Source organism: Parahaliea aestuarii, from assembly GCF_008064635.1.
In the GTDB taxonomy this organism is placed as follows: domain Bacteria; phylum Pseudomonadota; class Gammaproteobacteria; order Pseudomonadales; family Halieaceae; genus Parahaliea; species Parahaliea aestuarii.
This window is the reverse complement of sequence record NZ_VRYZ01000003.1, coordinates 312,719-336,690: the sequence shown is the minus strand read 5'-3', so window position 1 is coordinate 336,690 and position 23,972 is coordinate 312,719. Positions and strand designations below refer to the sequence as shown.

26 protein-coding genes are annotated in these 23,972 nt (G+C 62.1%); 16 read left to right on the top strand and 10 right to left on the bottom strand.

Annotation, left to right across the window (positions count from 1 at the left end; translation table 11 throughout):
• Position 1: 1 nt before the first annotated feature.
• From FVW59_RS08795 to FVW59_RS08755, 9 genes are all read left to right on the top strand, one after another.
• Positions 2-3,118, top strand: a complete 3,117-nt coding sequence (locus FVW59_RS08795) for an efflux RND transporter permease subunit (protein ID WP_148063875.1) — start codon at positions 2-4, stop codon at positions 3,116-3,118.
• Position 3,119: 1 nt separating this feature from the next.
• Positions 3,120-3,575, top strand: coding sequence for a GNAT family N-acetyltransferase (locus tag FVW59_RS08790; protein WP_148063874.1), 456 nt, complete (start codon positions 3,120-3,122; stop codon positions 3,573-3,575).
• Between the two features lie 484 nt (positions 3,576-4,059).
• On the top strand, positions 4,060-5,259 hold the full coding sequence (locus FVW59_RS08785) for an amidase family protein (protein ID WP_148063873.1): 1,200 nt from the start codon (positions 4,060-4,062) through the stop codon (positions 5,257-5,259).
• Positions 5,260-5,371: 112 nt separating this feature from the next.
• Entirely contained in the window at positions 5,372-5,650 is a 279-nt protein-coding gene (locus FVW59_RS08780) for a type II toxin-antitoxin system RelE/ParE family toxin (RefSeq protein ID WP_148063872.1), read from the top strand.
• On the top strand, positions 5,650-5,943 hold the full coding sequence (locus FVW59_RS08775; RefSeq protein WP_148063871.1) for a HigA family addiction module antitoxin: 294 nt from the start codon (positions 5,650-5,652) through the stop codon (positions 5,941-5,943). The genes FVW59_RS08780 and FVW59_RS08775 overlap by 1 nt, the downstream gene beginning before the upstream one ends.
• Positions 5,944-6,497: 554 nt before the next feature.
• Positions 6,498-6,809, top strand: coding sequence for a cupin domain-containing protein (locus FVW59_RS08770; protein WP_148063870.1), 312 nt, complete (start codon positions 6,498-6,500; stop codon positions 6,807-6,809).
• Between the two features lie 128 nt (positions 6,810-6,937).
• Complete coding sequence (locus FVW59_RS08765) at positions 6,938-7,495, top strand: dihydrofolate reductase family protein (RefSeq protein ID WP_148063869.1); 558 nt, start codon at positions 6,938-6,940, stop codon at positions 7,493-7,495.
• Positions 7,496-7,594: 99 nt separating this feature from the next.
• Positions 7,595-8,095 (top strand): hypothetical protein, encoded by a 501-nt coding sequence (locus FVW59_RS08760; RefSeq protein WP_148063868.1) that lies wholly within the window; start codon positions 7,595-7,597, stop codon positions 8,093-8,095.
• A gap of 49 nt (positions 8,096-8,144) precedes the next feature.
• Positions 8,145-8,537, top strand: coding sequence for a VOC family protein (locus FVW59_RS08755; protein ID WP_148063867.1), 393 nt, complete (start codon positions 8,145-8,147; stop codon positions 8,535-8,537).
• 30 nt (positions 8,538-8,567) lie between these two features.
• Here FVW59_RS08755 and FVW59_RS08750 read toward each other — a convergent pair whose 3' ends face one another.
• On the bottom strand, positions 8,568-8,954 hold the full coding sequence (locus FVW59_RS08750) for a hypothetical protein (protein WP_148063866.1): 387 nt from the start codon (positions 8,952-8,954) through the stop codon (positions 8,568-8,570).
• Positions 8,955-9,099: 145 nt separating this feature from the next.
• On the opposite strand from FVW59_RS08750, the gene FVW59_RS08745 reads away from it, so the two are divergent.
• A complete protein-coding gene (locus FVW59_RS08745; protein ID WP_148063865.1) occupies positions 9,100-9,591 on the top strand; it encodes a hypothetical protein in 492 nt (163 codons plus the stop codon).
• Positions 9,592-9,646: 55 nt separating this feature from the next.
• Here the strand turns inward: FVW59_RS08745 and hisF are convergent, their stop codons facing one another.
• From hisF to rnk, 6 genes are all read right to left on the bottom strand, one after another.
• On the bottom strand, positions 9,647-10,420 hold the full coding sequence (gene hisF, locus FVW59_RS08740; RefSeq protein ID WP_148063864.1) for an imidazole glycerol phosphate synthase subunit HisF: 774 nt from the start codon (positions 10,418-10,420) through the stop codon (positions 9,647-9,649).
• A gap of 2 nt (positions 10,421-10,422) precedes the next feature.
• Positions 10,423-11,157 (bottom strand): 1-(5-phosphoribosyl)-5-[(5-phosphoribosylamino)methylideneamino]imidazole-4-carboxamide isomerase, encoded by a 735-nt coding sequence (gene hisA / locus FVW59_RS08735; protein ID WP_148063863.1) that lies wholly within the window; start codon positions 11,155-11,157, stop codon positions 10,423-10,425.
• Complete coding sequence (gene hisH, locus FVW59_RS08730) at positions 11,151-11,801, bottom strand: imidazole glycerol phosphate synthase subunit HisH (protein ID WP_148063862.1); 651 nt, start codon at positions 11,799-11,801, stop codon at positions 11,151-11,153. The genes hisA and hisH overlap by 7 nt, the downstream gene beginning before the upstream one ends.
• 6 nt (positions 11,802-11,807) lie before the next feature.
• A complete protein-coding gene (gene hisB, locus FVW59_RS08725) occupies positions 11,808-12,401 on the bottom strand; it encodes an imidazoleglycerol-phosphate dehydratase HisB (RefSeq protein WP_148063861.1) in 594 nt (197 codons plus the stop codon).
• 150 nt (positions 12,402-12,551) lie between these two features.
• Entirely contained in the window at positions 12,552-13,319 is a 768-nt protein-coding gene (locus tag FVW59_RS08720) for a glucose 1-dehydrogenase (protein WP_148063860.1), read from the bottom strand.
• A gap of 81 nt (positions 13,320-13,400) precedes the next feature.
• Complete coding sequence (gene rnk, locus FVW59_RS08715; protein ID WP_148063859.1) at positions 13,401-13,814, bottom strand: nucleoside diphosphate kinase regulator; 414 nt, start codon at positions 13,812-13,814, stop codon at positions 13,401-13,403.
• A gap of 263 nt (positions 13,815-14,077) precedes the next feature.
• On the opposite strand from rnk, the gene mutY reads away from it, so the two are divergent.
• Both mutY and FVW59_RS08705 read left to right on the top strand, forming a co-directional pair.
• On the top strand, positions 14,078-15,127 hold the full coding sequence (gene mutY, locus FVW59_RS08710) for an A/G-specific adenine glycosylase (RefSeq protein ID WP_148064045.1): 1,050 nt from the start codon (positions 14,078-14,080) through the stop codon (positions 15,125-15,127).
• 36 nt (positions 15,128-15,163) lie between these two features.
• A complete protein-coding gene (locus FVW59_RS08705) occupies positions 15,164-15,436 on the top strand; it encodes an oxidative damage protection protein (RefSeq protein ID WP_148063858.1) in 273 nt (90 codons plus the stop codon).
• Here FVW59_RS08705 and FVW59_RS08700 read toward each other — a convergent pair whose 3' ends face one another.
• From FVW59_RS08700 to FVW59_RS08690, 3 genes are all read right to left on the bottom strand, one after another.
• Positions 15,437-16,303, bottom strand: coding sequence for a GntR family transcriptional regulator (locus tag FVW59_RS08700; RefSeq protein WP_187275824.1), 867 nt, complete (start codon positions 16,301-16,303; stop codon positions 15,437-15,439).
• A gap of 127 nt (positions 16,304-16,430) precedes the next feature.
• On the bottom strand, positions 16,431-17,903 hold the full coding sequence (locus tag FVW59_RS08695) for an amidohydrolase family protein (RefSeq protein ID WP_222711455.1): 1,473 nt from the start codon (positions 17,901-17,903) through the stop codon (positions 16,431-16,433).
• Positions 17,904-17,951: 48 nt separating this feature from the next.
• Entirely contained in the window at positions 17,952-19,223 is a 1,272-nt protein-coding gene (locus tag FVW59_RS08690) for an NAD(P)/FAD-dependent oxidoreductase (protein WP_148063855.1), read from the bottom strand.
• A gap of 226 nt (positions 19,224-19,449) precedes the next feature.
• Between FVW59_RS08690 and FVW59_RS08685 the strand changes: the two genes are divergently transcribed.
• The 4 genes from FVW59_RS08685 to FVW59_RS08670 all read left to right on the top strand — a co-directional run bounded on the left by FVW59_RS08685 (position 19,450) and on the right by FVW59_RS08670 (position 23,951).
• Positions 19,450-20,499 (top strand): proline racemase family protein, encoded by a 1,050-nt coding sequence (locus FVW59_RS08685; protein ID WP_148063854.1) that lies wholly within the window; start codon positions 19,450-19,452, stop codon positions 20,497-20,499.
• A 4-nt stretch (positions 20,500-20,503) separates the two neighbouring features.
• Positions 20,504-21,457 carry an ornithine cyclodeaminase family protein gene (locus FVW59_RS08680; protein WP_148063853.1) on the top strand — a complete coding sequence of 318 codons (954 nt, stop codon included), beginning with the start codon at positions 20,504-20,506 and terminating at the stop codon, positions 21,455-21,457.
• A gap of 99 nt (positions 21,458-21,556) precedes the next feature.
• Positions 21,557-22,432 carry a 4-hydroxy-tetrahydrodipicolinate synthase gene (dapA, locus tag FVW59_RS08675; protein WP_148063852.1) on the top strand — a complete coding sequence of 292 codons (876 nt, stop codon included), beginning with the start codon at positions 21,557-21,559 and terminating at the stop codon, positions 22,430-22,432.
• Between the two features lie 34 nt (positions 22,433-22,466).
• Positions 22,467-23,951: an aldehyde dehydrogenase gene (locus FVW59_RS08670; protein WP_148063851.1), complete on the top strand. Its 1,485-nt coding sequence runs from the start codon at positions 22,467-22,469 to the stop codon at positions 23,949-23,951.
• Positions 23,952-23,972 lie beyond the last annotated feature (21 nt).

Here is a 23,972-nt window from a genome sequence, read left to right as displayed (position 1 = left end):
TATGAAATTCACTGACATATTCATCCGCAAACCGGTACTCGCGACGGTAGTGAGCCTGTTCCTGCTGGTGTTGGGCCTGCGCGCCGCCAGCGACCTCAATGTGCGCGAGTACCCGATGATCGAGAACGCGGTCATCACCGTGTCCACCGCCTACATCGGCGCAGACGCGGAGCTGATCCGCGGCTTTATCACCACGCCGCTGGAGCAGGAAATCGCCACCGCCGAGAACATCGACTACATCTCCTCCAACAGCACCCAGGGCCTGTCCAACATCAGCGCCTATGTACGCACCGACGCCGACCCGGACGAGGTGCTCACCCAGGTGGTGACCAAGGTCAACAAACTGCGCAACCAGTTGCCCCAGGAATCGGAAGACCCGGTCATCACCCTCGCCATCGGCGAGCAGGTGGGCAGCATGTACATCTCCTTCGACAGCGACGTGCTGCCCACCAACCGGGTGGCGGACTACGTGATTCGCGAAGTAGAACCCAAGCTCGCCACCCTGCCCGGGGTGCTGCGCGCGGACGCCGACACCACCGCCGTGTTCGCCATGCGTGTCTGGCTCGACCACCAGCGCATGACCGCCTTTAACATCACTGCCGGCGAGGTGCGCTCGGCCCTGGCGGCCAACAACATCCTGTCGGCGGTGGGCGCCACCAAGGGCAGCATGCTGTCGGTCAACCTCAAGGCCAATACCGACCTGTCCACGGTTGAGGATTTCGAACAACTGGTGCTGCGCGAGGAAAGCGGCGCCATTGTTCGATTGAAGGATGTGGCCGAGGTGGAGCTCGGCAACGAGGGCTATGAGCAATCCGCCATGGTCATCGACAAGGAAGCTGTGTTTATCCAGATCGACGTCGCCACCGATGCCAACGCACTGGAGGTGATCGCGCGGGTGCGTGATGTTTACGAGAACGTGATCGAACCGCGCCTGCCGGAAGGCATCAACGGCAACATCAACTACGACGCCACCATCTACATCAACAATGCCATCAGCGATGTGCAGTCCACTATCATCGAGGCCATGATCATCGTGATCCTGGTGATCTTCCTGTTCCTCGGCTCGATGCGCTCGGTGCTGATCCCGGCGGTGGCGGTGCCACTGTCGCTGATTGGCGGCCTGTTCCTGATGCAGCTAATGGGTTTTTCCATCAACCTGCTGACCCTGCTGGCGATTGTGCTCGCTATCGGTATCGTGGTGGACGACGCCATCATCGTGCTGGAGAACATCCACCGCCATATCGAGGAAGGCATGGCGCCGGTGGATGCCGCCCTCAAGGGCGCTCGCGAGCTGGCCTGGCCGATTGTCGCCATGACCACCACCCTGGTGGCGGTTTACATTCCCATCGGCTTCGTCGGCGGCCTCACCGGCACCCTGTTCACCGAATTCGCCTTCACCCTGGCCGGCGCGGTGCTGATCTCCGGCATCGTGGCCCTGACCCTGTCGCCCATGATGTGCGCGAAGATGCTGAGCAAGCACGAGGAGGGCGAGGAAAACAAACTGGAAAAATGGCTCGACGATCGCTTCGAGGCTTTGCGCCGCGTGTACCACCGCGACCTGGACCGGGTGATGGACGACCGCGCCGGCATCCTGGTGTTCGGCGCCGTGGTGATCGCATCCTGCTACTTCCTGTTCGTACGGGCGCCCTCGGAACTGGCGCCACCGGAAGACCTCGGCCTGATTTTCTACCTTGCCGACGCCGACCCCTACGTCACCCTGGACTATGTCGAGAAGTACACCGCCGAAATCGGTGCCATTACTCGCGACACCGACGAAATTGCGGTGAACTTCCTGTTCAACGGTGTCAGCCCGATGGCGCCCGGTTCCACCAACGGCGCCTTCGGCGGTTTTATCTTCAAGCCCTGGGCCGAGCGTGAGCGCAGCTCCACTGAAGTGCTGGCCGAATCCATCCAGCCCCGCACCCAGGCGATTGCCGGGCTACAGGTCAACGCGGTCAACCCGTCGCCCCTGCCCGGCAGCGGCACCCTGCCGGTGGAGTTCGTGATCACCACCACCCTGGACTTCCCGATCCTCTACGAGACCGCTGCCGAAGTACTCAAGCGCGCCCGTGACAGCGGCAAGTTCATCTTCATCGACCAGGACCTGCAGATCGACAAGCCCCAGCAGAACCTGGTGATCGACCGCAACAAGGCGGCACTGCTGGGCGTGGACATGCAGACCCTGTCCTCCGACCTCAGCGCCCTGCTGTCCGGCGGCTACGTCAATCGCTTCGCCATGAACGACCGTTCCTACAAAGTGATTCCGCAGGTGCAGCGGCAGCAGCGCCTGAGCCAGGAAGACCTGCTCAACTACCACACGCGCACCCGCAGTGGTGACCTGATCCCCCTGAGCACCCTGGTGACAATCCGTGAAGACGTGGTACCGCGCTCGCTGAAGGGCTTCCAGCAACTCAACTCGGTCACCCTGAGCGGCATCCCCCGCCCCGGTATTGCCCTGGGCGACGCGCTGAAATCCCTGGAGGGCATTGCCGACGACGTGTTGAGCCGCGAATACAGCATCGACTACGGCGGCGAAAGCCGGCAGCTGAAAACCGAGGGCAGCTCGCTGGTGATGACCTTCTTCTTCGCCCTGCTGCTGATCTACCTGGTGCTGGCGGCGCAGTTCGAGTCCTTCCGCGACCCGCTGATCATGCTGGTGACTGTACCCATGTCCATCGCCGGAGCCCTGCTGTGCCTGAACGTGCTCTCCATCTTCCAGGTCACCGGCGCCACCCTGAACATCTACACCCAGGTGGGACTGGTGACCCTGATCGGGGTGATCTCCAAGCACGGCATCCTGATTGTGGAATTCGCCAACCGCCTGCAGGAAGAGGGCATGAACAAGCGCGAAGCCATCGAGGAAGCCGCGTCCGTGCGCCTGCGTCCGGTGCTGATGACCACCGCCGCCCTGGTGCTGGCCATGCTGCCCCTGCTGGTCGCCGACGGTCCCGGCGCTTCCGCCCGCTTCTCCATGGGCCTGGTGATCGCCTCCGGCATGACCATCGGCACCCTGTTCACCCTGTACGTTCTGCCGGCGGTCTACATGTACCTGGGCCGCGACGTAGCGATGCAGCAGGCCCGAAAGGCTGCGAAAGGCACCTTGCCGGCCAGCGCCTGACATGGAGATTCGCATTGATGACCTGCGCGGCGAGGGTGTTATCGCCCTGCTGCGCGAGCACCTGGAGGATATGTACGCCACCTCGCCGCCCGAGAGCGTCCACGCGCTGGACGTGGAGGGCCTCAGGCAGCCCTCCATTACCTTCTGGTGCCTGAAAGAAAGGAACGTTGTACTCGGTTGCGTAGCGCTGAAGGCCCTTGAACCCGGGCATGGCGAGATTAAATCCATGCGTACCGCCAACGCTGCCCGGGGCCGCGGTGTCGGCAATCGACTGCTCATCCACCTGCTGGGCGAAGCTCGCGCGCGCGGCTTCCAGCGCCTGAGCCTGGAAACCGGCACCCAGAACTTCTTCCTGCCCGCGCGCAGACTCTACGAGAAGCACGGCTTTAGCTACTGCGAGCCCTTCGCCGACTACCGGCTCGATCCCAACAGTGTTTTCATGACACTGGCGCTCTGAGTCCCGCAACGCTGGTATCGCCGCCACCTGCTTGTACATCACCGTCTTGCGCTCCTTCGCCTGTGGCAAGCTCGTCACGACGCAGGGCAATAATTGACTTTGAGCGGTCAACAACGACGTTCACCAAAACACATGCAAGAGTCCTTTTCCGGCTAGCTGAATCCGCAGGGACAAGCCGCTTTTAAAGGGACAAAATCGACTGACCCAGAAGGCATCATCTTGCAGGCCACATAATTAGCCGGGCATGGCGGGTTGTCTTCGTTGACAAAGGGCCGATATTACCGGGGTGCACACTGAAAATTTCAGTGTTCAACGCTCTGGCGTGCTGGCACGGAAGTATGGAAACCGGGGAAAGGCTGGTGGTACGCTCGATGAGGTCGAATTCAAGCTGTAAGCAGGTGGCTGTTGTGGTATCAGAAAGTTTCAAATTATGTAGCTGTTAGGACATCTTCAACTATCCATCACATGAATCGCAGAGAAAGTAATGTACGATTTTTCATCATCAGGTGCATTTGTTGAAACCTTTACTTTAGAACCGTATTCAAAGGGTTCTTTAGATGGTCTAACTTTCGCAGTAAAAGACAATATTGATATTGCTGGCCACAAAACCTCCTACGGCAGCCCGTCTTGGAAAGATAAGCATGACGCCCCGTCATACAATGCGCTTTGTATTGATCAGTTACTAGAGGCTGGCGCGACCTGTCTTGGTAAAACCGTATCAGACGAATTTACCTATAGCTTAGATGGCGAGAGTTATTTTTTTGGTACTCCGATAAATCCAACTGTTCCTGATCGAATTCCAGGCGGGTCATCAAGTGGATCAGCTTCAGCGGTTGCTTGTGGTTTGGTTGATTTTTCCATTGGTACGGACTCCGCTGGATCTATTCGTGTCCCTGCTAGTTTATGTGGCGTTTATGCAATGCGCCCGACGATGCACCGAATTTCTGAAGCTGGTGTTTTACCTTTTGTGCCAAGCACAAGTACGGTTGGAGCCTTTGCAGGTAACCTCAATACGCTAGGTAAAGTGATGGGAACACTGCTTCGCAGTGAAAATACGACACCAGAAAAAATACAAAATATTTATCTTCTTGAAGACGCTTTTACCTTATCAAATACCGAGGTAGCTAAGGCGTTAAAATGCAAGATTGATGCGCTATCATCTCGTTGTGATGCGAATATAATTTCAATCACATTAGGTGAAATTACCAATGATCCAATGACGCTCGACAAATTGAACGCAGATGCTTTAAGACCATTACAAACATTTGATTTTTTGAATACGGTTGGAAATTGGATTGAAAATGAATCGCCTGATTTAAGCCCATTTTTTGCCATGAAGTATGAAACGGTGCGTAACTTTGACCGCAAGAAGGTCAGTGGCTCACTGATGCTTTGTGAAAAGATGTTTAATCGAATAACTTCATTTTTTCAAAAAGGCGACTTAATTTTATTTCCGACAATACCGACTATTGCGCCATTGAAAGGGGCTTTTGAACACATGGAAACCGCGATGGATTTTTACGATAGAACAATGGCGATTACCGCATTTTCAGGGGTGGCTAGACTTCCTGAAATAACCATCCCAATGACAACAGTTGATAATGCGCCTGTTGGTTTATCTATTGCTGCTGGTTTTTATCAAGATGAATTTTTAATTTCGGCAGTAAAACAGTTGTTTCAATAAAAGCTCTAACAAGCGCATTAACGCGGAACGTCTTTCGCTGCGCTCAGGTCGTCCGGTTACGCGGACGCCAAGCTCCATTGTTGCGCGGTGCGCAACGCGCTACGATTCCCTCATGATTAAATCATTCCGCCACAAAGGACTGAAGCGGTTTTACTCGACCGGCCACACGTCTGGCATACAACCAGACCATGCCAAGAAGCTGCGTATGCAGCTGGCTGCTCTGGATACGGCCACTTCCGTGGAAGATATGGATATCCCAGGTTTTCGCCTTCACCCATTGAAGGGCAATGACAAAGGACGGTGGTCGATTCGGGTCAACGGAAACTGGCGCATGACGTTCGAATTTCAGGACGGCAACGCCTACGTTCTTGATTATGAGGATTGTCACTAATGACTATGCATAATCCCCCGCATCCCGGTGAATTCATTCGGGAAGTTTACCTGGAGCCTTTTGGCATCAGTTCCCGTCAGCTTGCGTCCAGTCTTGGGGTCTCACCTTCCACATTGTCTCGGCTTCTCAAAGGAGCCAGTGGTATTAGCCCGGAAATGTCTCTTCGGTTATCCAAGGTTCTCGGGCGTACTCCTGAGAGTTGGTTGGCGATGCAAGATATGTATGACCTATGGGTGGCTCGCGGCAAAGTCAATCTGGATGGTATTCATCGCCTGGACTTCGAAGCAGCTTAACCAGGGCTGTTGTCGGGCGGCCAGCGCTGGCGCTCCGGCACGCCGCAAAGCCAAGCGTTAAGACGCTGCTGGTACTCACTCTGGTAACTGTGCCGCTACGCGCCTCCGACGCCGGACGCGCTAAAGGCCACAAGACCACCCTAAGCCGTTACAGCCCCGGGGTCGTGGCAAGCTCCTGTCTCAACCAGGACTTGAACAACTCGATCCTGGCAAGGCTTGGAGACTCAGGGTCATTAAGTAGCGAGAAGGTAAAGCCCGGTACGATTTCCAGGTCAAAGAGCCTGACCAATACACCCCTGCGTATCATTTCACCCGCCAGGCTGTAAGAAGACAGGCAAATGCCCTGCCGCCAGCCACTGCGTTGATACACATTTCGAGGGTATGGACCTCGATATGGACTGGGTCCGGCGCCACAATGAGTACGACGTGAGCCCGGCAGTCACCGCCTGTCACTCCCACTGATTCCGGCCTGTCGCATGTACTCGACGTAAAGGTGGATGACAACAATCATGCACAGCGAGAGAATGCGGGCACTATAAACACAGGATCGAACGGTGAAAGTAATCAGATCGAAAGAATTCATAGCGTCGAGGGCTTGGGGCGCGAAAGATATAGCCAACATGGACGGCATAACGACGAGGCTACACTGGACCGACACTCCTTATAGATGGCATGTGAACGACGGCCAGGAGGTTTTCGTAGTGCTGGATGGAAGGGTGGAGATGCTCTACCGTATCAACGGAAGCGAAAGCAGCGTGCTACTGGAGGTCGGGGACATATTCTATGCATCGGTCGGAACGGAACATGTTGCGCACCCGATCGGTGAAGCACGTGTACTGGTAGTGGAGAAAGCGGGCAGTGTATAACAAGCTGCAGGTGTTCGCCGAAGACAGGCGGGCCGTTGAAAAGGATCTGGCCGCACTGAAATCGATTCTTGAGGGCGGTACTTGAATGACTACATTTTCAAACCCATCAGAAGCTACTGACAAAAGCAATGAAGACTCAGTATTACACTGCCACAAGCCTTGACGGATTTCTCGCCACTGAAGACGACTCACTTGATTGGCTTTTCCCGCTGGGGAATCTTGATGATTCCAGCTATCCGGAATTCATTGCCGATGTAGGTGCGCTGGCCATGGGGTCAGCCACCTATGAATGGATGATGCGCAATGCGGATCAGGTCGCCAAAGAGACTGGCTCACCATGGCCATACAGCCAGCCAGCATGGGTATTCTCAAGTCGCAAGCTGCCTGCGATTGACGGTGCGGACATTCATTTTGCAAATGGAGATGTCCGCCAGGTTCACCGGGAAATGCGGGTCGCCGCCAAAGACAAGAACATCTGGATTGTGGGTGGCGGCGATCTGGCTGGTCAGTTCTACGACGCCGGCTTACTGGATGAAATCATTGTTCAGCTTGGCTCTGCCACGCTTGGCAAAGGGAAGCCTCTCTTTCCGCGTCGCGCATTAAGCCCGGCTCTCCAGCTGGTATTCGTTCGCCAGATGGGGTCAGGTATGGCGGAGTTACGTTACGAAGTTTATAAAAATGACTGACGTAAACCCGCCTGAGGGACAATCAACTTCGCCCCTGAGCCGTTCAGCTCGGGTTCATCTTCTACTCTGTAGTCTGCAAGCGGATTCATGGAGATTGCCATGCGGAATATTAAATACACTTTGCTGAACAGCGCCGTAACCTTGCTTGCCACACTTGCCCTGGTGACGGCCGCCCACGCCGATCCGCCTGCCCACGCCGGCGGTCCCCACAAGGATAAATCCAGCGCCGCGAAACATGCTGGTAAATCCGGCAAGGCGCAGGATCGCGGCGGTATCGACATCGATATTGTGTTCGACAGCCCTCACCGCGCCATCATCCACGACTACTACCGCGGCGAGTTCAGCCAGCGCGGCTGTCCTCCCGGACTGGCGAAAAAAGGCAACGGCTGCATGCCCCCGGGGCAGGCGCGCAAATGGAGCCTGGGCCACCGCTTGCCGGATGACATCGTGTACTACCCGCTTCCCCATGACCTGCAAATGCGTCTAGGCTATGACGATCCGGCCTACAAACTGATCCGCGTGGGCGCGGACATCCTGCGCATCGGCGTGGGCTCCGCCATCGTGGTGGAGGCGGTAGAGGATCTGGGCGGAGCGTTCTAGCTCCCGCTGCAGTCACGCTTACAGTAATCAGCCAGCCGAAGAGGAAACCATGCTTAACCACGTCATGATCGGGTCCAGCGATATCGAAAGGTCAAAGCGCTTCTACAATGCCGTACTCGGTGTACTCGGGGCGGGCGAGCCCATGGTGCATGTCAACGACACTGGCCAGACGCGCCTGTTCTACATCCACAACGGGTCCAACTTCAGTATTACCGAGCCGATCAACGGCAAGCCGCCCACGGTGGCCAATGGCTCTACCATCGGCTTTGCCTGCCGTTCGGCGGAGCAGCTGAAGGAGTTCCATGAAGTCGCCGTGGCCAATGGCGCAACTGCGGTGGAGGACCCGCCCGGCCCCCGGGAAGGCTCCTTGGGTACTATGCACCTTTGCTACTTCCTGGACCCGGACGGCCACAAGATCTGCGGTGTATACCGCCCGCGGTGATGCCCGCCTTAATGTATCCACAACCCGGATTCAAATGTTCTTGTGTACGAAATAGACTGATTGATGCCAGGCAATCAATGATGCGGGGACCGATATGAGGCCGTATTGCCAGGAGGTATCGCTAATGCCGTTTTCAAAGAAGTACATTTCCAGGCCGACCGCGATGACCTGAATGGCCACCAGAAACAACAACAGGGACGGGATCGGTTTCAGCTTTAACGTCCCCACAGTGGCGAGCAGAACTGCACCGCAAGGGGCTGCGACAACTAGCGCAACGACAAAACTGAGAGCGGCAATATAGACAAGTTCCGCGCCAATCGAACCGGCTGCGATCGCCACCAGCACGGCATGTGCCAGGGCGGCGAACGCCGCCGTCGTAAAGGCCGCGGGAAAGAGCCGTCTGAAATAGGGAATCACGCTATATCTTCGTTGGCCTGCATCGATCAGTTGCCATTACATTGTGGAAAGCCAGGTGTGTCTACGCCGCAGATTAGTATCTTTATGCTCCATGGCATGTTTGCGAACTCAGTCACACAGAGCGCCACCGGATTCGGAGAATGACATGAAGCAGCCTCTCGCAGGGCAGTCCCCGCTGAATCCCCTCATGCTGGTCGGCCTGGCCATCGCCCTGAGTGGCTGCACCGAGGCAGGGCTGTCGCATGATCCGGGTACGAAAATTGACTCGAACATTGCGCCGGTGTTCACAACGCCGATTAGCGAATTGAAACTGGCGCAGGGTGAGACCGCCATTTTCGGAATCAAGGCCTGCAAGGTTTATAGATCCGTACAGCGCGGGAATAGCGCGGAGAATTGGGAACTGCTGTTCGAACCAGCCCCTTACCCCTTACCGCAACAGTGTGTCAGAGAGCGCCTGGAATTTGACGGTGAGTATATTCAGATTGAAATTGGTACCCAGGCGATGGGTGCCGGAGGATGCTGCACCAACTATGCGGCTTACCGCAGCCGCGATGGTGAGAACTGGGAGATTCGCCCGGCAACATCGATAACCGAATGGCAGGCACTCGACAGGAAAGACGCAAGTGACTCTGAATAGACGCCTGCGAGCCAGTGCCGCGCATTGGCATCCTGCAGCGCTGGCAAAACGACCGCTAGAGCCGTACCTCTATCCCCCTCTCCGCCATATAGGCCTTGGCCTGGGGCACGGTGTATTCACCGAAGTGGAAGATTGACGCAGCCAGTACCGCGTCGGCGCCGCCCTGGGTGATGCCCTCCACCAGGTGGTCGAGGTTGCCGACGCCGCCGGAGGCGATCACCGGAATGTCCACGGCATCGGTGATGGCACGGGTGACGCCCAGTTCAAAGCCGTTCTTGGTGCCGTCCCGGTCCATGCTGGTGAGCAGGATTTCGCCGGCGCCCAGTTCCGCCATTTTCACTGCCCAGGCCACCGCGTCGATACCGGTGGGCTTGCGACCGCCGTGGGTGAAGATTTCCCAGCGCGGCTTGCCGTCAACGTCGTCCACCCGCTTGGCGTCGATCGCCACCACGATGCACTGGGCGCCGAAGCGCTCCGAGGCGCGGCGCACCAGCTCTGGCTCTACGATGGCAGCGGTGTTGATGCTGACCTTGTCGGCACCGGCGTTGAGCATGGTGCGGATGTCCTCCACGCTGCGGATGCCGCCGCCCACGGTCAGGGGGATGAACACCTGTTCGGCGATCTGTTCCACCGTGTGCACGGTGGTGTCGCGGCCCTCGTGGCTGGCAGTGATGTCGAGAAAGGTGATCTCGTCTGCGCCCTGCTCGTTATAGCGGCGGGCGATTTCCACCGGGTCGCCAGCGTCGCGAATGCCGACAAAGTTCACGCCCTTCACCACCCGGCCGTTGTCCACGTCCAGGCAGGGAATGATGCGTTTGGCCAGGCCCATGGTCAGGCGGCCTCGTCGCAGAGTTTCTGGGCCTCGGCCACGTCGAGGGTGCCCTCGTAGATGGCGCGGCCGGTGATGGCGCCGCAGATGCCCTCGTGAGCCACGGCGTTCAAGGCGCGGATGTCATCCATGTTGGTAATGCCGCCGGAGGCGATCACCGGAATGCTGGAGGCTTGTGCCATGGCCACGGTGGCTTCCACGTTCACACCCTGCATCATGCCGTCGCGGGCGATGTCGGTGTAGACGATGGCGGACACGCCGTCGCTCTCGAACTGTTTGGCGAGATCGGTGGCTTTGACCCCGGACACTTCCGCCCAACCATCGGTGGCCACCAGGCCGTCCTTGGCATCCAGGCCGACAATCACCTTGCCGGGGAAGGCACGACAGGCTTCAAGGACAAAAGCCGGCTCCTTCACTGCCTTGGTGCCGATGATGACGTAGCTGACCCCGGCCTTCACATAGTGCTCGATGGTCTCCAGGTCGCGGATGCCGCCGCCGATCTGGATCGGCAACTGCGGCCAGGCCGCGGCGATGGCGGTCACCACCTCGCCGTTCACCGGGGTGCCGGCAAAGGCGCCGTTCAGGTCCACCAGGTGCAGGCGGCGGCAACCGGCGTCCACCCAGCGGGCAGCCACGGCGACCGGATCGTCGGAGAACACCGTGGAGTCGTCCATCAGGCCCTGGCGCAGGCGCACGCACTGGCCGTCTTTGAGGTCGATGGCGGGGATGATCAGCATGCGGGGTTCCACTCCAGGAAATTGCGCAGCAGTTGCAGCCCGGCGGTGTGGCTCTTTTCCGGGTGAAACTGCACAGCGAACAGGTTGTCGGTGGCGAGGGCGGCGTCGGCTTCCACCCCGTAGTGCAGGGCGCCGGCCTGCAGGGCGCGGTTATCGGCGTGCACGTAGTAACTGTGTACGAAGTAGAAGCGGCTGTTGTCGGGGATGCCGGCCCACAGGGGGTGGTTCCCGGTCTGCTTTACTTCGTTCCAGCCCATATGGGGCACCTTGAGACGCTCGCCGGCGGCGCCGGTTTGCGAACTGCCAAAGTGCCGCACCTGGCCGGGAATGATATCCAGGCAGTCCACACCGCCGTTTTCCTCGGAGCGGCTCATCAGGGCCTGCATGCCCACGCAGATGGCCAGCACCGGCTTGCGCTGCTCAGTGAGGGCCGTCGCCAGCAGTTCATCGCATTTCAGGCGGCGGATTTCCGCCATGCAGTCGCGGATGGCACCCACCCCCGGGAACACCACCCGGTCGGCGGCGCGAATGGCTTCCAGGTCACAGGTGACCTGGACTTCGGCGGCGCCCACATGGGACAGGGCGCTGGCCACCGAGTGCAGGTTGCCCATGCCGTAATCGATGACCGCAACGCGCTGGCTCATGACGGCTTACAGCACTCCCTTGGTGGAGGGGGTGATGCCGGCCATTTGCGGATCCATGGACAGGGCCATACGCAGCGCACGGCCGAAGGCCTTGAACACGGTCTCGGCCTGGTGGTGGCTGTTGGCTCCCCGCAGATTGTCCACGTGCAGGGTGACATTGGCGTGATTGACGAAGCCCTGGAAGAACTCGTGGAACAGGTCGACATCGAAGGCGCCGATGGCAGCCCGGGTAAAGGGCACGTGAAACTCCAGGCCGGGGCGGCCGGAGAAGTCCACCACCACCCGCGACAGGGCCTCGTCCAGCGGTACATAGGCGTGGCCGTAGCGCAGGATGCCCTTCTTGTCGCCCACGGCTTTGGCGAGGGCCTGGCCGAGGGTGATGCCGATGTCTTCCACAGTGTGGTGATCGTCGATGTGGTTGTCGCCCTTGGCGTCCACTTCGATGTCCATCATTCCGTGACGCGCAATCTGGTCCATCATGTGCTCCAGGAAGGGCACACCGGTGTCAAATTTCGCCTGGCCGGAGCCGTCCAGGTTCACCGTGACGGTGATCTGGGTCTCCAGGGTATTGCGGCTAACCGTTGCCTTGCGCTCGGCCATTGTGATCTCCAATCCGGGGATTGTGGGGCAGCTTTGCCAAAAAAGGCGGGCGATTATAGCAAAAGCGGGCGGGGCCGACAGATTCCCGGGTGACGAATGTTCGGCACGCCGGAAAATAGCCCCTGCATGCGCAGGGGCGACGTGGTGGTATCAGAGCTGCGGCAGCATCTCGTTGATGGCGCCGGCGTTCCAGCCGCCGTCGACCTTGAACTCGGAAGCGGTGCTATAGCTCGCTTCATCGGAAGCCAGGAAAGCCGTCACCGCGGCCACCTCGCGGGGCATACCCACTCGCGGCAATGCCTGCCAGCTGTAGCCGGCGTCGGCCTGCTCCCGGGTCATGAAGTCCTTGCCGTGCATGTCGGTATAGACACCGCCCGGGTGCACGCTGTTCACGCGGATGTTGTACTTGCCCATTTCCAGCGCCGCGGTCTTGGTCATGCCGCGCACCGCCCATTTGCTGGCGGTGTAGGCCAGCAGGGAGTTCTTGGACTGCAGGCCATCGATGGAGGAGATGTTGATGATGGAACCGCCGCCGGCCGCCTTCATCGCCTCGAACACCGACTGCATGCCCAGAAACACCCCCAGCTGGTTTATGCGGGTGACGAACATGAAGTCGTCTTCGGTGGTATCCATGATGGTCTTGTGGATCAGCACCGCGGCGTTGTTTACCAGCACATTCAGCTGCCCCAACTGGCCGGCAGCTTCCACGGCGGCCTGCCACTGGGCCTTGTCGGTCACGTCCAGGTGAACATAGATAGCGGATTCGCCGAGATCGTCGGCCACTTTCTGGCCGACCTCATCGAGAATGTCCGCCAGCACCACCTTCGCACCCTGCTCCACCAACAGGCGCGCTGTGGCCTCGCCCATGCCGCGGGCGGCGCCGGTTACAAGGGCTACTTTTCCTTCCAGTCTTGCCATGATCTTATTCTCCAGTATCAAAAAACGGGGAAGCATAGCGCCAGTGCGCGGGCCCGGCTTCCCCCAAATGGACTATCGCGGTCAGCGATGCAGCTCGCCGGCGCGCTCGGGCTGGTACACCACATTGAGAATCCGCACGCGCAGCTGGCCGCCGCCCGGTTTTGGCCAGTCGATCTCGTCGCCCTCGCTGAGTCCCAGCAGGGCGCTGCCGACCGGCGCGAAAACAGACACGGTATCGACAGAGGCATCACCGCCACCCGGGTAAACCAGGGTGCGGCAGAACTCCCTGCCGCTGGACAGCTCGCGAAAGCGCACGGTGGAATTCATCGTCACCAGTGTGGCGGGCACTTCCAGCGGCTCCACCATTTCGGCGCGGTCCAGCTCTTCCTGCAGGGCATCAATGCCCGGCAGGGCGGCGACATCAAGGGTGGCCATCAGGCGCTCCAGCCGCTCGACATCGAGGGAAGAAACCGTAATGGCTGGCCTGGTCTGCATGATGTATCTACCTCTGGCGCCAGTGGCGCGTTGCATTTGTTCGCCCCGAGCGGCATCGCGACAGCGGGGCTGCCGTGGAATTTGCGCATGTCGGGATTGGGTATTTCGGACCCACCGGGGCCAGGGCCAAGACGGCACCGCCGGCGGAAAGGCGAGCATCGCACCAAGTGCGTTGCAAGGGAAGCCCCGCGCCAGAGATTGACCCGCGGCGCTATCGGCAGTTACCGTCCCCGCCCACCACCAAACCGGATGCCAGCGCCACTGTGACACCGCCCAATCCCGATTTCGCCCCCCGCCTGCTCGACTGGTTCGACCGGCACGGCCGCCACGATCTGCCCTGGCAGGGCAATACCAGCGCCTACCGGGTCTGGGTGTCGGAAATCATGCTGCAGCAGACCCAGGTGAAAACCGTCATCCCCTACTTTGAACGCTTTATGGCGACCTTCCCCACCGTGCAGGCGCTGGCCGCGGCGCCTATCGACGATGTGCTGCACCTGTGGACCGGACTCGGTTACTACGCCCGGGCTCGCAACCTGCACCGGGCGGCGCAACAGGTTTGCGACCAGCACGGCGGCGACTTCCCCGCCAGCGTCGAAGCGCTGGAAAGCCTGCCGGGTATCGGGCGTTCCACGGCCGGCGCCATCGTCAGCATTGCTTTCGGCCAGCGCGCGGTGATTCTCGATGGCAACGTGAAGCGTGTACTGGCCCGACATCGCGAGATCGGCGGCTGGCCGGGACAGACGGCGGTGCACCGGGCGCTGTGGCAGGTGGCCGAGACGTTCACCCCCGACGCGCGCAGCGCGGACTACACCCAGGCCATCATGGATCTCGGCGCCACGCTGTGCACGCGCAGCAAACCCCGCTGCGACGATTGCCCGGTGGCGGCAGATTGCGCCGCCGCTGCCAGCGGCCGCCAGGCCGAGTTCCCCGGCCGCAAGCCGAAAAAGGCCCTGCCCGTGAAGCAGACCACCATGCTGATTGCCGTGGCCGCCAGCGGCGAAGTGTACCTCCGGCAGCGCCCGGCCAACGGTATCTGGGGTGGCCTGTGGTGCTTCCCCGAACTCAGCGACAGCGCCGCGTGCAAGCGCCACTGCATCGACCTCTGGGGGCTGGAACCGACAGCGCTCAGCGTTAGCGACCCCTTTCGCCACACCTTCAGCCACTATCACCTGGACATCACCCCGGTGGTGGCGCAACTGCCGGCGACGCCGGCGGCTGTCATGGCCAGTGAAGGACAGCTCTGGTATAACAGGGCGCAACCCGCCCGGGTGGGCCTTGCCGCCCCGGTGGCCAGACTGCTGGCCAGCCTCTGACCGCTCCCGCGAGCGCACCAACTCAGGATCAAACCCATGTCCCGCACCGTTTTTTGCCGCAAGTACCAACAGGATCTGGAAGGCCTCGACGCACCGCCCTACCCCGGCCCCAAGGGGCAGGATATTTTCGAGAATGTGTCGAAACAGGCCTGGCAGGAATGGCAGGCCCACCAGACCATGCTGATCAATGAAAAGCAGTTGAGCCTGGTGGATCCGCAGGCGCGCAAATACCTGCAGGGTGAAATGGACAAGTTCTTTTCCGGCCAGGAGTACGACCAGGCCGAGGGCTACGTGCCCCCGGCGGAATGATCAGTCCCGCAGCGCGGCGATCATCCGCTCCACATTGTCCTGCTGGTCGCCGATGTGGCGCGACAGGGCGCGGCGGGCGCCGCGCCAGTCCTTCTGCAGCAGGGCCTCGACAATATCGCAGTGCTCAACCGCCATGTCACGCTTGGTATCCTCATCCAGCACCGCGGAATTGAACAGGGTGTTGTAGAACACGCTGTAGCGGGCGAAGAACTCCTGGATATAGCGGTTGCCACAGCGGTCGATCCAGTAGTCGTGCATGTCGTCATTCAGACGCGGCGCACTGCCAAGGCCAGGCTGGTTGGCCGCCAGCATCCGCTCCAGGTCCGCCGCCACCAGATACGGCCGCGCCAGGTCCAGCGCCTTCAGTTCCAGTGACTCCCGCACCACCAGGTAATCCAGCGTATCCTCGGCGTTGTAGGGTTTGACCCGCCAGCCGCGCCGGGGAACGTGCTCCAGCATGCCGGCGCCGGCCAGGCGCGAAAAAATCTGCCGCACCGCGGTGCGCCCGGTGTCGAACTTCTCCGCGGTAGCCTGCTCGCGCAGGAAATCCCCGTCCTGGCGCAGGGAGCGCTGGACCACTTCCCGCCGCACCGCCTCTTCCAGGTTCTGCTGCGTGCTGGCTGGCGAGGGCTGTCGCACCAGCGCCGCCAGGGTGCGGCGGTTGACCTTGCCGGGGGCAAGGCGGCCGTTGTCCAGCCGCAGGATGGCGCCAGCCTCCACCAGGTCTTCCACCGCATTGCGCACCGGCGTCATGCTCACTCCGTAATGCCTGGCGAGCGCATCGAGGGTGAGCTTGCAGGGCAGGCCGTTATCGCCCCGGTGCAGGTGAGTGGCCAGGTCGGCCTTGATCTGATCGGCAATGGTCATGGTGTTGCGCGGTTCCTGGGCTGCCACGGGCGATAACGCAGCATTGTACTCATAAAAATCCGGGCCGGGAGTGCCAGGCACCCGCGGCCCGGAGGCTGGACCCATAGGCGGATTGGGGGAAGTTGCCTCAGTGGTCCATCAACTGGCCGGCCGGCGCCGAAAAAATGGCCTGCCGCGGCAGGCTGGCAGTATCGATCTGGCGACCGCGGGCAAATACCGCGGACTGCCTGCGGATGTTGCGAATATCCCGCAGCGGGTCGGCCTCAAGCAGCACCATGTCGGCGATTTTGCCTACTTCCAGGGTGCCGATGTCCTCCAGCATGCGCGCCGCCCGGGCACCGTTACGGGTGGCCGCTACCAGCGCCCGGGACTCGCTCATACCCAGTTCCACCAGCCCTTCTATAGCGATCAGGCTGCCGATGCCGGGCTCCTGGTTGGGGTTCTTCGGCTCCTTGCGAAACTCCGGCGCACTGCCCTGGTAGTTGTCGGTGGCGATGGTGACCGGGCAACCGGCCTCGATCAGGCGCAGGGCATTGTCTCTCTGGATCTGCAGCCAGCGACCCTGCTGCGCCTCGCGCTGGCGCCGTTCGGCGGAGGTGCGCGGCGGCGGCAGTTCCGCTTGCGCCTCGATGGCGGCCTGCCGCCTGGCGAGATGGTCCTGCCAGACAGGGCCGGTGTAGACATTGGGGCGCATGGCGCAGAGAGCGCCCCTGTCGATGACCAGCTGCAGCAATTCACCGGAGTAGTTGCGGGTCAGCATTTCCGGGTGCTGGATCAGGTCGATACCCGCCTCCACCGACAGCCTCAGCCCCTCGGGGCTGGTGGAATGGGTTTCCACCACCATATTGCGGGCGTGACCAGCATCGACAATGACCTTCTGCGCGCGGGGCGAAAAGCCGATCAGCGAGGGCACATTGAAATGGCTGGTGCCGCCGTACTTGATGAAATCGGGGCCCTTGTCGAGGTAGGCGTTCACCGCCTGCCGCAACTGCTCAGGCTCCATGTCCATCAGCTCCTCGCCGCTGTCCTGGGCGATATAGTCGTTCCACTGCTGCTGGAACAGGGTGAGCTCGGACTCCTGCATCAGCGAGAAGGTCATGGAGAAGGGCCCGCCCCAGCCGAGGATGTTGCCGGCCACCAGCATGCGCGGGCCGGTCAGCTCGCCGGCCGCGATACGGTCGCGCACCGCCATCAGGGGAATGAGCGCACCGTAGCTGTCGCGGATGGTGGTCACGCCGTGCTTGAGCTGGAGCTGCACGAACTCCTCGATCAGCTCCTCGCTGCGGTGATGGTACTTGGTGACTGTCTCGCGACGGCGGGAATTGCCGTAGACCGAGGCGTGCACATTGCTGTCGACAAAGCCCGGCAGCAGGTACTTGCCGCTACCATCGATAACACGCACACCCGGCGGCACTTCGATGTCGGCCTTGTTGCCCAGCGCGGCGATGCGCTCGCCCTCCACCAGCAGCGTGGCATTGCGCAGGGGCTTGCCGCCATTGCCATCGATCACTGTGGCGCCGACGATGGCCAGCGACTCGGCGCGAACCGCCAGGGGCAGCAGCAGGGCAACCAGTGTGAGTACCGCTCTCTTGATCGGCATGTGGCTCATCGTCCTTATGGTTGGTGGGATGCCTGAAACACAGGCACTTCAGCCCCGCGCACCGCGGAAGCGCTCGATCCGGTAGGGATGCGGGTCGACCTCCGGGCGCCGGCCGGCCACCAGGTCGGACACCATCTCGGCAGTGATTGCCGCCTGGGTCAGGCCCAGGTGCTGGTGACCAAAGGCCAGCATCAACTGGGGCATGCCCGGGGCGGCGCCGATCACGGGCAGGGAATCCGGCAGCGAGGGGCGGAAGCCCATCCAGCGGCTGGCGCCGGCACCGGACAGGTTCTGCAGCAGATGCCCGGCGTGCTCCAGCAGGATGTCGGCGCGGCGGTAGTCCGGCTCTGCCTCCAGACCGGCCAGTTCCACCGTGCCGGCCAGGCGCAGGCCGTGTTCCATCGGGGTCATCACGAAAGAGCGCTCGTGCGAGGTGACCGGGCGCGACAGCTCTGCCGCCGGGTCCGGCAGCATCAGGTGGTAGCCGCGCTCGGTCTCCAGCGGTACGCGCAGACCCAGCGACTTGAGCAGGCGGGCGCTGAAGGCGCCGGCGCAGACTACGGCGCGGCGCGCCTGCAGGCGTTCACCGCTGCCCAAAGCGAGCTCCACGCCCTCCCCCATGGGTACCAGGCTGCGCACATCACCGGCCTCACCACTGCGTATTTCTCCTCCGGCCGCGGTGAGGCAGTTGGCGAGGGCCTGGGTCAGGCGCAGGGGATTGACCGTGTGGGCGGTATTGGGGAAAAACAGGCCGCTGTGTACGGTTTGCGCCAGGGCCGGCTCCATGGCGCGCAGCTCGTCACCACTCATGCCCTCGACCACCACGCCGTGTTCGCGCAGCAGGGCAACAGTGGCGCGGTGTTGATCGCGGCTGGCGGCGGACTCATAGACGGTCAGCGCACCACGCTTGATCATCAGGTCCTGCAGGCCGGTGCGGGCAAACAGGCGCTCAAAGCTCTCGATGGAGCGGCTGTTCAGCGCCCGCAGTGCCAGCGTGGTCTGCCGCGCCGGCCCGGGCAGGGCCGCCAGGCCAAAACGCAGCAACCAGGGTGTCATGCGCGGCAGGTAGGACCAGCGCAGACTGAGGGGGCCGATCGGGTCCAGCAGCATCTTTGGCAGGCCCAGCAGGGTCTGGGGGTTGGCCAGGGGCAATACGACATCGGTGGCGAAGTGCCCGGCATTGCCGCTGGAGCAGCCCTCGCCAACGCCCGCGCGATCCAGCAGCACCACGTGCTCACCCTGCTGCTGCAGGCGCTCGGCGATGCAGGTGCCGACCACGCCGGCGCCGATCACCACGGTATCCAATTGTGTGACGCTCATAGGCGGCCCCGGATTTGACAGCACACAGCTAAATATTTATTGTGCGCAATAACAAGTTGAGCGCACAGTAGCACGAGGCTGTTGCGCAGTTCAAGCAACGGGCCGGCTACACCGACATTCATTCAAGCACAGGCAGCATCGCCCGGCAGGGCAATTGCCGCCTGGGCTGCTACCTTTTCAGTATCCGGCCGGGGTATGACCTGCGGCCCCGGCAGGCAGAGACAGCATGCACAGCGACCAGCTCGATACCGCCCTTCACTGGCAGCCCCCAGCCCACTGGCGCCGGGTGCGCAGCCTCGACGCCCACACCGGCGGCGAACCCCTGCGCATCTACCTGGAAGGCTACGGCGACATTCCCGGCGCCACCATCCTCGACAAGCAGGCTCACTGCCGCGACCAGCTGGACGCACTGCGCCGCGCCACCGTGTGGGAACCCCGCGGTCACGCCGACATGTACGGCTGCATTGTGACCGAAGCGACGACCCCGGACGGCGACTTCGGCGTCATCTTCACCCACAACGAGGGCTACAGCAGCATGTGCGGCCACGGCATTATCGCCGTCACCACTGCCCTGCTGGAAACCGGCGTCCTGCCCGTGCAATGCCCGGAGACCTGCCTGCGCATAGACGCGCCGGCGGGGCGCATCACCGCCCATGCGCGCATCCAGAACCAGCGCGTGGCCAGCGTCTACTTTCACAACGTCCCCTCCTACGTGGTGGAGCTGGATGCACAGGTAGCCGTGCCGGAGCTCGGTACTGTGCGCTACGACCTCGCCTTCGGCGGCGCCTACTACGCCTTTGTCGACGCCCGTGAACTGGGGCTGGACACCGGCCCCGACAACGCCGCCGCCCTGATTCGCGCCGGTCGCGCCATCAAGGGCGCGGTGATGGCCAGCCGCCGCATCGAACACCCCGAGGACCCGGCACTGGGCTTCCTCTACGGCACCATCTTCATCGACGCGCCGCGCAGCGAGGAGGCGGACAGCCGCAACGTCTGCATCTTTGCCGACGGCGAACTGGACCGCAGCCCGACTGGCACCGGCGTCAGCGCCCGGGCCGCCATTCACCACGCCCGCGGCGAACTGAAAGCAGGCGAGTCCATGCAGATCGAGAGCATCGTCGGCTCCCGCTTCCGCACCTGTGTCCAGCGGACAGTGGACTACTGCGGCCACCCCGCTGTCATACCGGAAGTTGAGGGCCAGGCCTTCATCACCGGCCGCCACGAATTCCTGATCGACCCGGCCGATCCCTTCGCCCACGGCTTTTTCATCCGCTAGCGCCATGTCACCGATCCCCTTCTACGACGCCGAGGCCATCGCCAGTGCCGTGAGCATGGACACGGCCATCGGCCTGATGCGCGATGCCTTTACCGGCCTGACCCGCGGCGAAGCGGTGGTGCCCCTGCGCATCAACATGCCCCTGCAGGACGGAGATTGCGCCCTGGTGATGCCGGTCTACCTGCCGGGCAGCGGCCACTACGGGGTGAAAACCGTGAGCGTGAACCACGGCAACCCCGGGCGCGGCCGGCCCCGCCTGCACGCGGTGTTCACCCTGTTCGACGCCCTTACCGGGCAGCCGCTCGCCGCCTTCGACGCAGAGTACATCACCGCCCTGCGCACCGGGGCCGGCGCCGGGCTTGCCACGGAGCTGCTGGCGGCTCCGGGTGCCCATCGCCTGGCGCTTTTTGGTGCGGGCCACCAGGCGGTGACCCAACTGGCGGCGATGGCATCTGTACGCAAGCTTTCCGAGGCGGTGGTTTTCGCCCGGTCCCGCGAGCGGGCACAGCATTTTGCCGGGGCGCAAAGCGCCCTTTACCCCTTCCCCATCCGCGCCGCGGCATGTGCGGATGAGCTACGCAATGCAGACCTTGTCTGCACCGCCACCTCCTCCGCTATCCCGGTGCTTGCCGACGGCGATCTGGCATCAGTCGTGCATATCAATGGCGTGGGGTCCTACCACCGCGGCATGGCGGAAGTGCCCGCCGCTACCGTCGCCCGCGCACTGCTGGTGGTTGACCAGCGCAGCGCCTGCCTGGCCGAGGCGGGCGACATCACCCAGGCCATTGAGGGCGGCGTCATCGATGAGGGGCAGATTTACGCTGAACTCGGGGAGCTCACCGCGGGCCAGCGGCCGCTGCCGGAAGCGGGTGCCGGGATCAGTTTCTTCAAGTCTGTCGGCAATGCAGTACAGGACCTGGCGGTCGCCAGCCACGCATGGCGGAGCCTGACGGAATAATATTGACTTTGTGTACAGAAAACATATTATGCGCAACAAACACCCCTTCGCGCGTCGCTCCAAGCCGGCGCCCCACGCACTGATTCAAGAGATAGCAGCATGAACATCGACGGCATCCTGGTACCGGTTATCACCCCCTTCAAGCAGTCTGGCGAGGTCAATTACGAGGCCCTGGGCGAACTGCTGGAGCACCTGCTGGCCGCCGGCGTGGCCGGTATCGTCACCTGCGGCACCACCGGCGAATACTACGCCCTGAGCGAGGAAGAGCGTGCCGGCGTGCTGCGCTACGTGGCCGACACCGTGGGCGATCGCGCCGCCCTGCTGGCGGGCGTCAACGACATGAGCACCAGCGGCTCCATCGCCAAGGCGGAACAGGCCAAAGCCCTCGGCTACCAGGGCCTGATGGCGGCGCCGCCCATCTACTGCCTGCCCGGCCAGCACGAGATCGTGCGCCACTTCCAGACCCTGGCCGACAGCGTGAAAATGCCCATCGTCATGTACAACTTCCCCGCCCGCTCCGGTGTGGAAATCAGCGTGGAAACAGTCATCGAACTGGCGAAGAACCCCTACATCATCGGTATCAAGGAGAGCAGCGGCGACTTCAGCCGCGCCCTGACCCTGCTCAACACCGACTTCGACGGCTTCCAGGTGGTGTGCGGCTCCGACGACCAGGGCGCCGACTACCTGGCCTGGGGCGCGCGCTCCTGGATCGGCGGCTGCGCCAACTACCTGGCGGCCGACCATGTAGCCATGTACCGCGCCGCCGTGGCCGGCGACCACGACAGCGTGCGCGCCACCATGGCCCGCCTGCTGCCGGTCATCCAGAACGCCGAGGGCGGCGACTACAATCAGAAGGCCAAACTGGGCGTCAGCCACCTGGGCATCGACGCCGGCGAAATCCGCGCGCCCCTGCTGCCGATCAGCGAGGAAGACAAAAGCGACTTCCTCGCCGCGTTGAAAGCCGCCCTGAACTGATCCACCCGCCACTGCCGAACCAAGGAGAACGCCCATGCTCAGCGACAGCGTCAAAGCCGTCTTCGAACGCGCCAGCGCCGGACAACTCAACGCCGGCGCCATGGTGCCGGGATACAGCCCGTCCGACGTCCGCCTGGAAAATCGCAACCCCTGGGACAACAGCCTGATCGGCAGTGTCTACAGCGGTTCAGAGGCCACCGTGAACGCCGCCGTATCCGCCGCCCGCGACTGCTTCGAGTCCGGCGCGTGGTCCGCCCTGGAGCCGGGCGAGCGCAAGGCGGTGCTGCTGCGCTGGTGCGACCTGATGGAGCAGCACGCCGACGAACTGGCGGCGCTGGACTGCGTGGACGCCGGCAAGCCCATCACCGAGTGCCTGAATACCGACATTCCGGAGACCATCAACACCTGCCGCTGGTACGCGGAAGCCAGCGACAAACTGTTCGGCAAAATCGCCCCCACCGGCCCCGACGCCCTGGCACTGATCACCAAGGAAGCCGCCGGCGTGGTGGGCGCCGTGCTGCCCTGGAACTTCCCCGCGCAGATGTTTGCCTGGAAGGTGGGGCCGGCCCTGACGGTGGGCAACTCGGTAATCGTCAAGCCGGCTGAACAGACCTCGCTCTCCGCCTGCCGCATGGTCGAGCTGGCCCACGAAGCCGGCGTACCGGCTGCCGCCCTGACCGTGGTGACCGGCCTCGGCGAAAACACCGGCATGCCGCTCGGCCTGCATCCGGATGTGGACGTGCTGTCCTTCACCGGTTCCACCGAGGTGGGCCGCCTGTTCCTGCAGTACGCCGCCAAAAGCAACCTCAAGCGAGTGGTACTGGAGTGCGGCGGCAAGAGCCCCCAGGTGATCTTCGACGACGTGTACTCACTGGAAGAAATCGTAAACGACGTACTGTCCGCGGCCTTCTGGAACATGGGTGAAAACTGCAGCTGCGGCTCCCGCCTGCTGGTACACGCAAGCCGCAAGGACGAACTGCTGGGCCTGATCAAGGCCAAGCTGGCCGACTGGAAAGTGGGCAACCCGATGGAGCCGGAAACCATGATCGGCCCCATGGTGGAGAAAGTGCACTTCGACAAGGTGGCCGGCCACATCGCCACCGCAAAACAGGAAGGCGCGCTGCTCATCCACGGCGGCGGCACCCCCGACCTCGGCGCCGGCATGGTGGTGGAACCCACTATCTTCGACGGCGTGAAGCCCACCATGACCCTGTTCCGCGAGGAGGTGTTCGGCCCGGTACTGGCGGTGACCACCTTCAACACCGAGGAGGAAGCCGTCGCCCTGGCCAACGACACCCACTACGGCCTGGCCGCCTCCCTGTACACTGCCGACATACGCCGCGCCACCCGCGTGGCCCGCGCCATCCGCGCCGGCACGGTATCGGTCAACTGCTTCTCCGAAGGCAGCATCGCCACGCCCTTCGGCGGCTACAAGCTGTCCGGCTTCGGCGGCCAGGACAACGGCCTGGAAGCCTTCGAGCAGTACCTGGAAACCAAGACCACCTGGTTCGCCCAGTAAGCCTTGCATAAAGGAGAACAC

Excerpts from the sequence above, each read along its gene's own strand:
- FVW59_RS08720 (WP_148063860.1), bottom strand. The coding sequence starts at position 13,319 with ATGGCAAGACTGGAAGGAAAAGTAGCCCTTGTAACCGGCGCCGCCCGC.
- hisF (WP_148063864.1), bottom strand. The coding sequence starts at position 10,420 with ATGGGCCTGGCCAAACGCATCATTCCCTGCCTGGACGTGGACAACGGC.
- FVW59_RS08765 (WP_148063869.1), top strand. The coding sequence starts at position 6,938 with ATGAAGACTCAGTATTACACTGCCACAAGCCTTGACGGATTTCTCGCC.
- FVW59_RS08785 (WP_148063873.1), top strand. The coding sequence starts at position 4,060 with ATGTACGATTTTTCATCATCAGGTGCATTTGTTGAAACCTTTACTTTA.
- FVW59_RS08790 (WP_148063874.1), top strand. The coding sequence starts at position 3,120 with ATGGAGATTCGCATTGATGACCTGCGCGGCGAGGGTGTTATCGCCCTG.
- FVW59_RS08795 (WP_148063875.1), top strand. The coding sequence starts at position 2 with ATGAAATTCACTGACATATTCATCCGCAAACCGGTACTCGCGACGGTA.
- FVW59_RS08745 (WP_148063865.1), top strand. The coding sequence starts at position 9,100 with ATGAAGCAGCCTCTCGCAGGGCAGTCCCCGCTGAATCCCCTCATGCTG.
- hisB (WP_148063861.1), bottom strand. The coding sequence starts at position 12,401 with ATGGCCGAGCGCAAGGCAACGGTTAGCCGCAATACCCTGGAGACCCAG.
- FVW59_RS08690 (WP_148063855.1), bottom strand. The coding sequence starts at position 19,223 with ATGAGCGTCACACAATTGGATACCGTGGTGATCGGCGCCGGCGTGGTC.
- rnk (WP_148063859.1), bottom strand. The coding sequence starts at position 13,814 with ATGCAGACCAGGCCAGCCATTACGGTTTCTTCCCTCGATGTCGAGCGG.
- FVW59_RS08700 (WP_187275824.1), bottom strand. The coding sequence starts at position 16,303 with ATGACCATTGCCGATCAGATCAAGGCCGACCTGGCCACTCACCTGCAC.
- FVW59_RS08695 (WP_222711455.1), bottom strand. The coding sequence starts at position 17,903 with ATGCCGATCAAGAGAGCGGTACTCACACTGGTTGCCCTGCTGCTGCCC.
- FVW59_RS08685 (WP_148063854.1), top strand. The coding sequence starts at position 19,450 with ATGCACAGCGACCAGCTCGATACCGCCCTTCACTGGCAGCCCCCAGCC.
- hisH (WP_148063862.1), bottom strand. The coding sequence starts at position 11,801 with ATGAGCCAGCGCGTTGCGGTCATCGATTACGGCATGGGCAACCTGCAC.
- FVW59_RS08670 (WP_148063851.1), top strand. The coding sequence starts at position 22,467 with ATGCTCAGCGACAGCGTCAAAGCCGTCTTCGAACGCGCCAGCGCCGGA.
- FVW59_RS08755 (WP_148063867.1), top strand. The coding sequence starts at position 8,145 with ATGCTTAACCACGTCATGATCGGGTCCAGCGATATCGAAAGGTCAAAG.
- FVW59_RS08705 (WP_148063858.1), top strand. The coding sequence starts at position 15,164 with ATGTCCCGCACCGTTTTTTGCCGCAAGTACCAACAGGATCTGGAAGGC.
- dapA (WP_148063852.1), top strand. The coding sequence starts at position 21,557 with ATGAACATCGACGGCATCCTGGTACCGGTTATCACCCCCTTCAAGCAG.
- FVW59_RS08775 (WP_148063871.1), top strand. The coding sequence starts at position 5,650 with ATGACTATGCATAATCCCCCGCATCCCGGTGAATTCATTCGGGAAGTT.
- FVW59_RS08780 (WP_148063872.1), top strand. The coding sequence starts at position 5,372 with ATGATTAAATCATTCCGCCACAAAGGACTGAAGCGGTTTTACTCGACC.
- hisA (WP_148063863.1), bottom strand. The coding sequence starts at position 11,157 with ATGCTGATCATCCCCGCCATCGACCTCAAAGACGGCCAGTGCGTGCGC.
- FVW59_RS08760 (WP_148063868.1), top strand. The coding sequence starts at position 7,595 with ATGCGGAATATTAAATACACTTTGCTGAACAGCGCCGTAACCTTGCTT.
- FVW59_RS08680 (WP_148063853.1), top strand. The coding sequence starts at position 20,504 with ATGTCACCGATCCCCTTCTACGACGCCGAGGCCATCGCCAGTGCCGTG.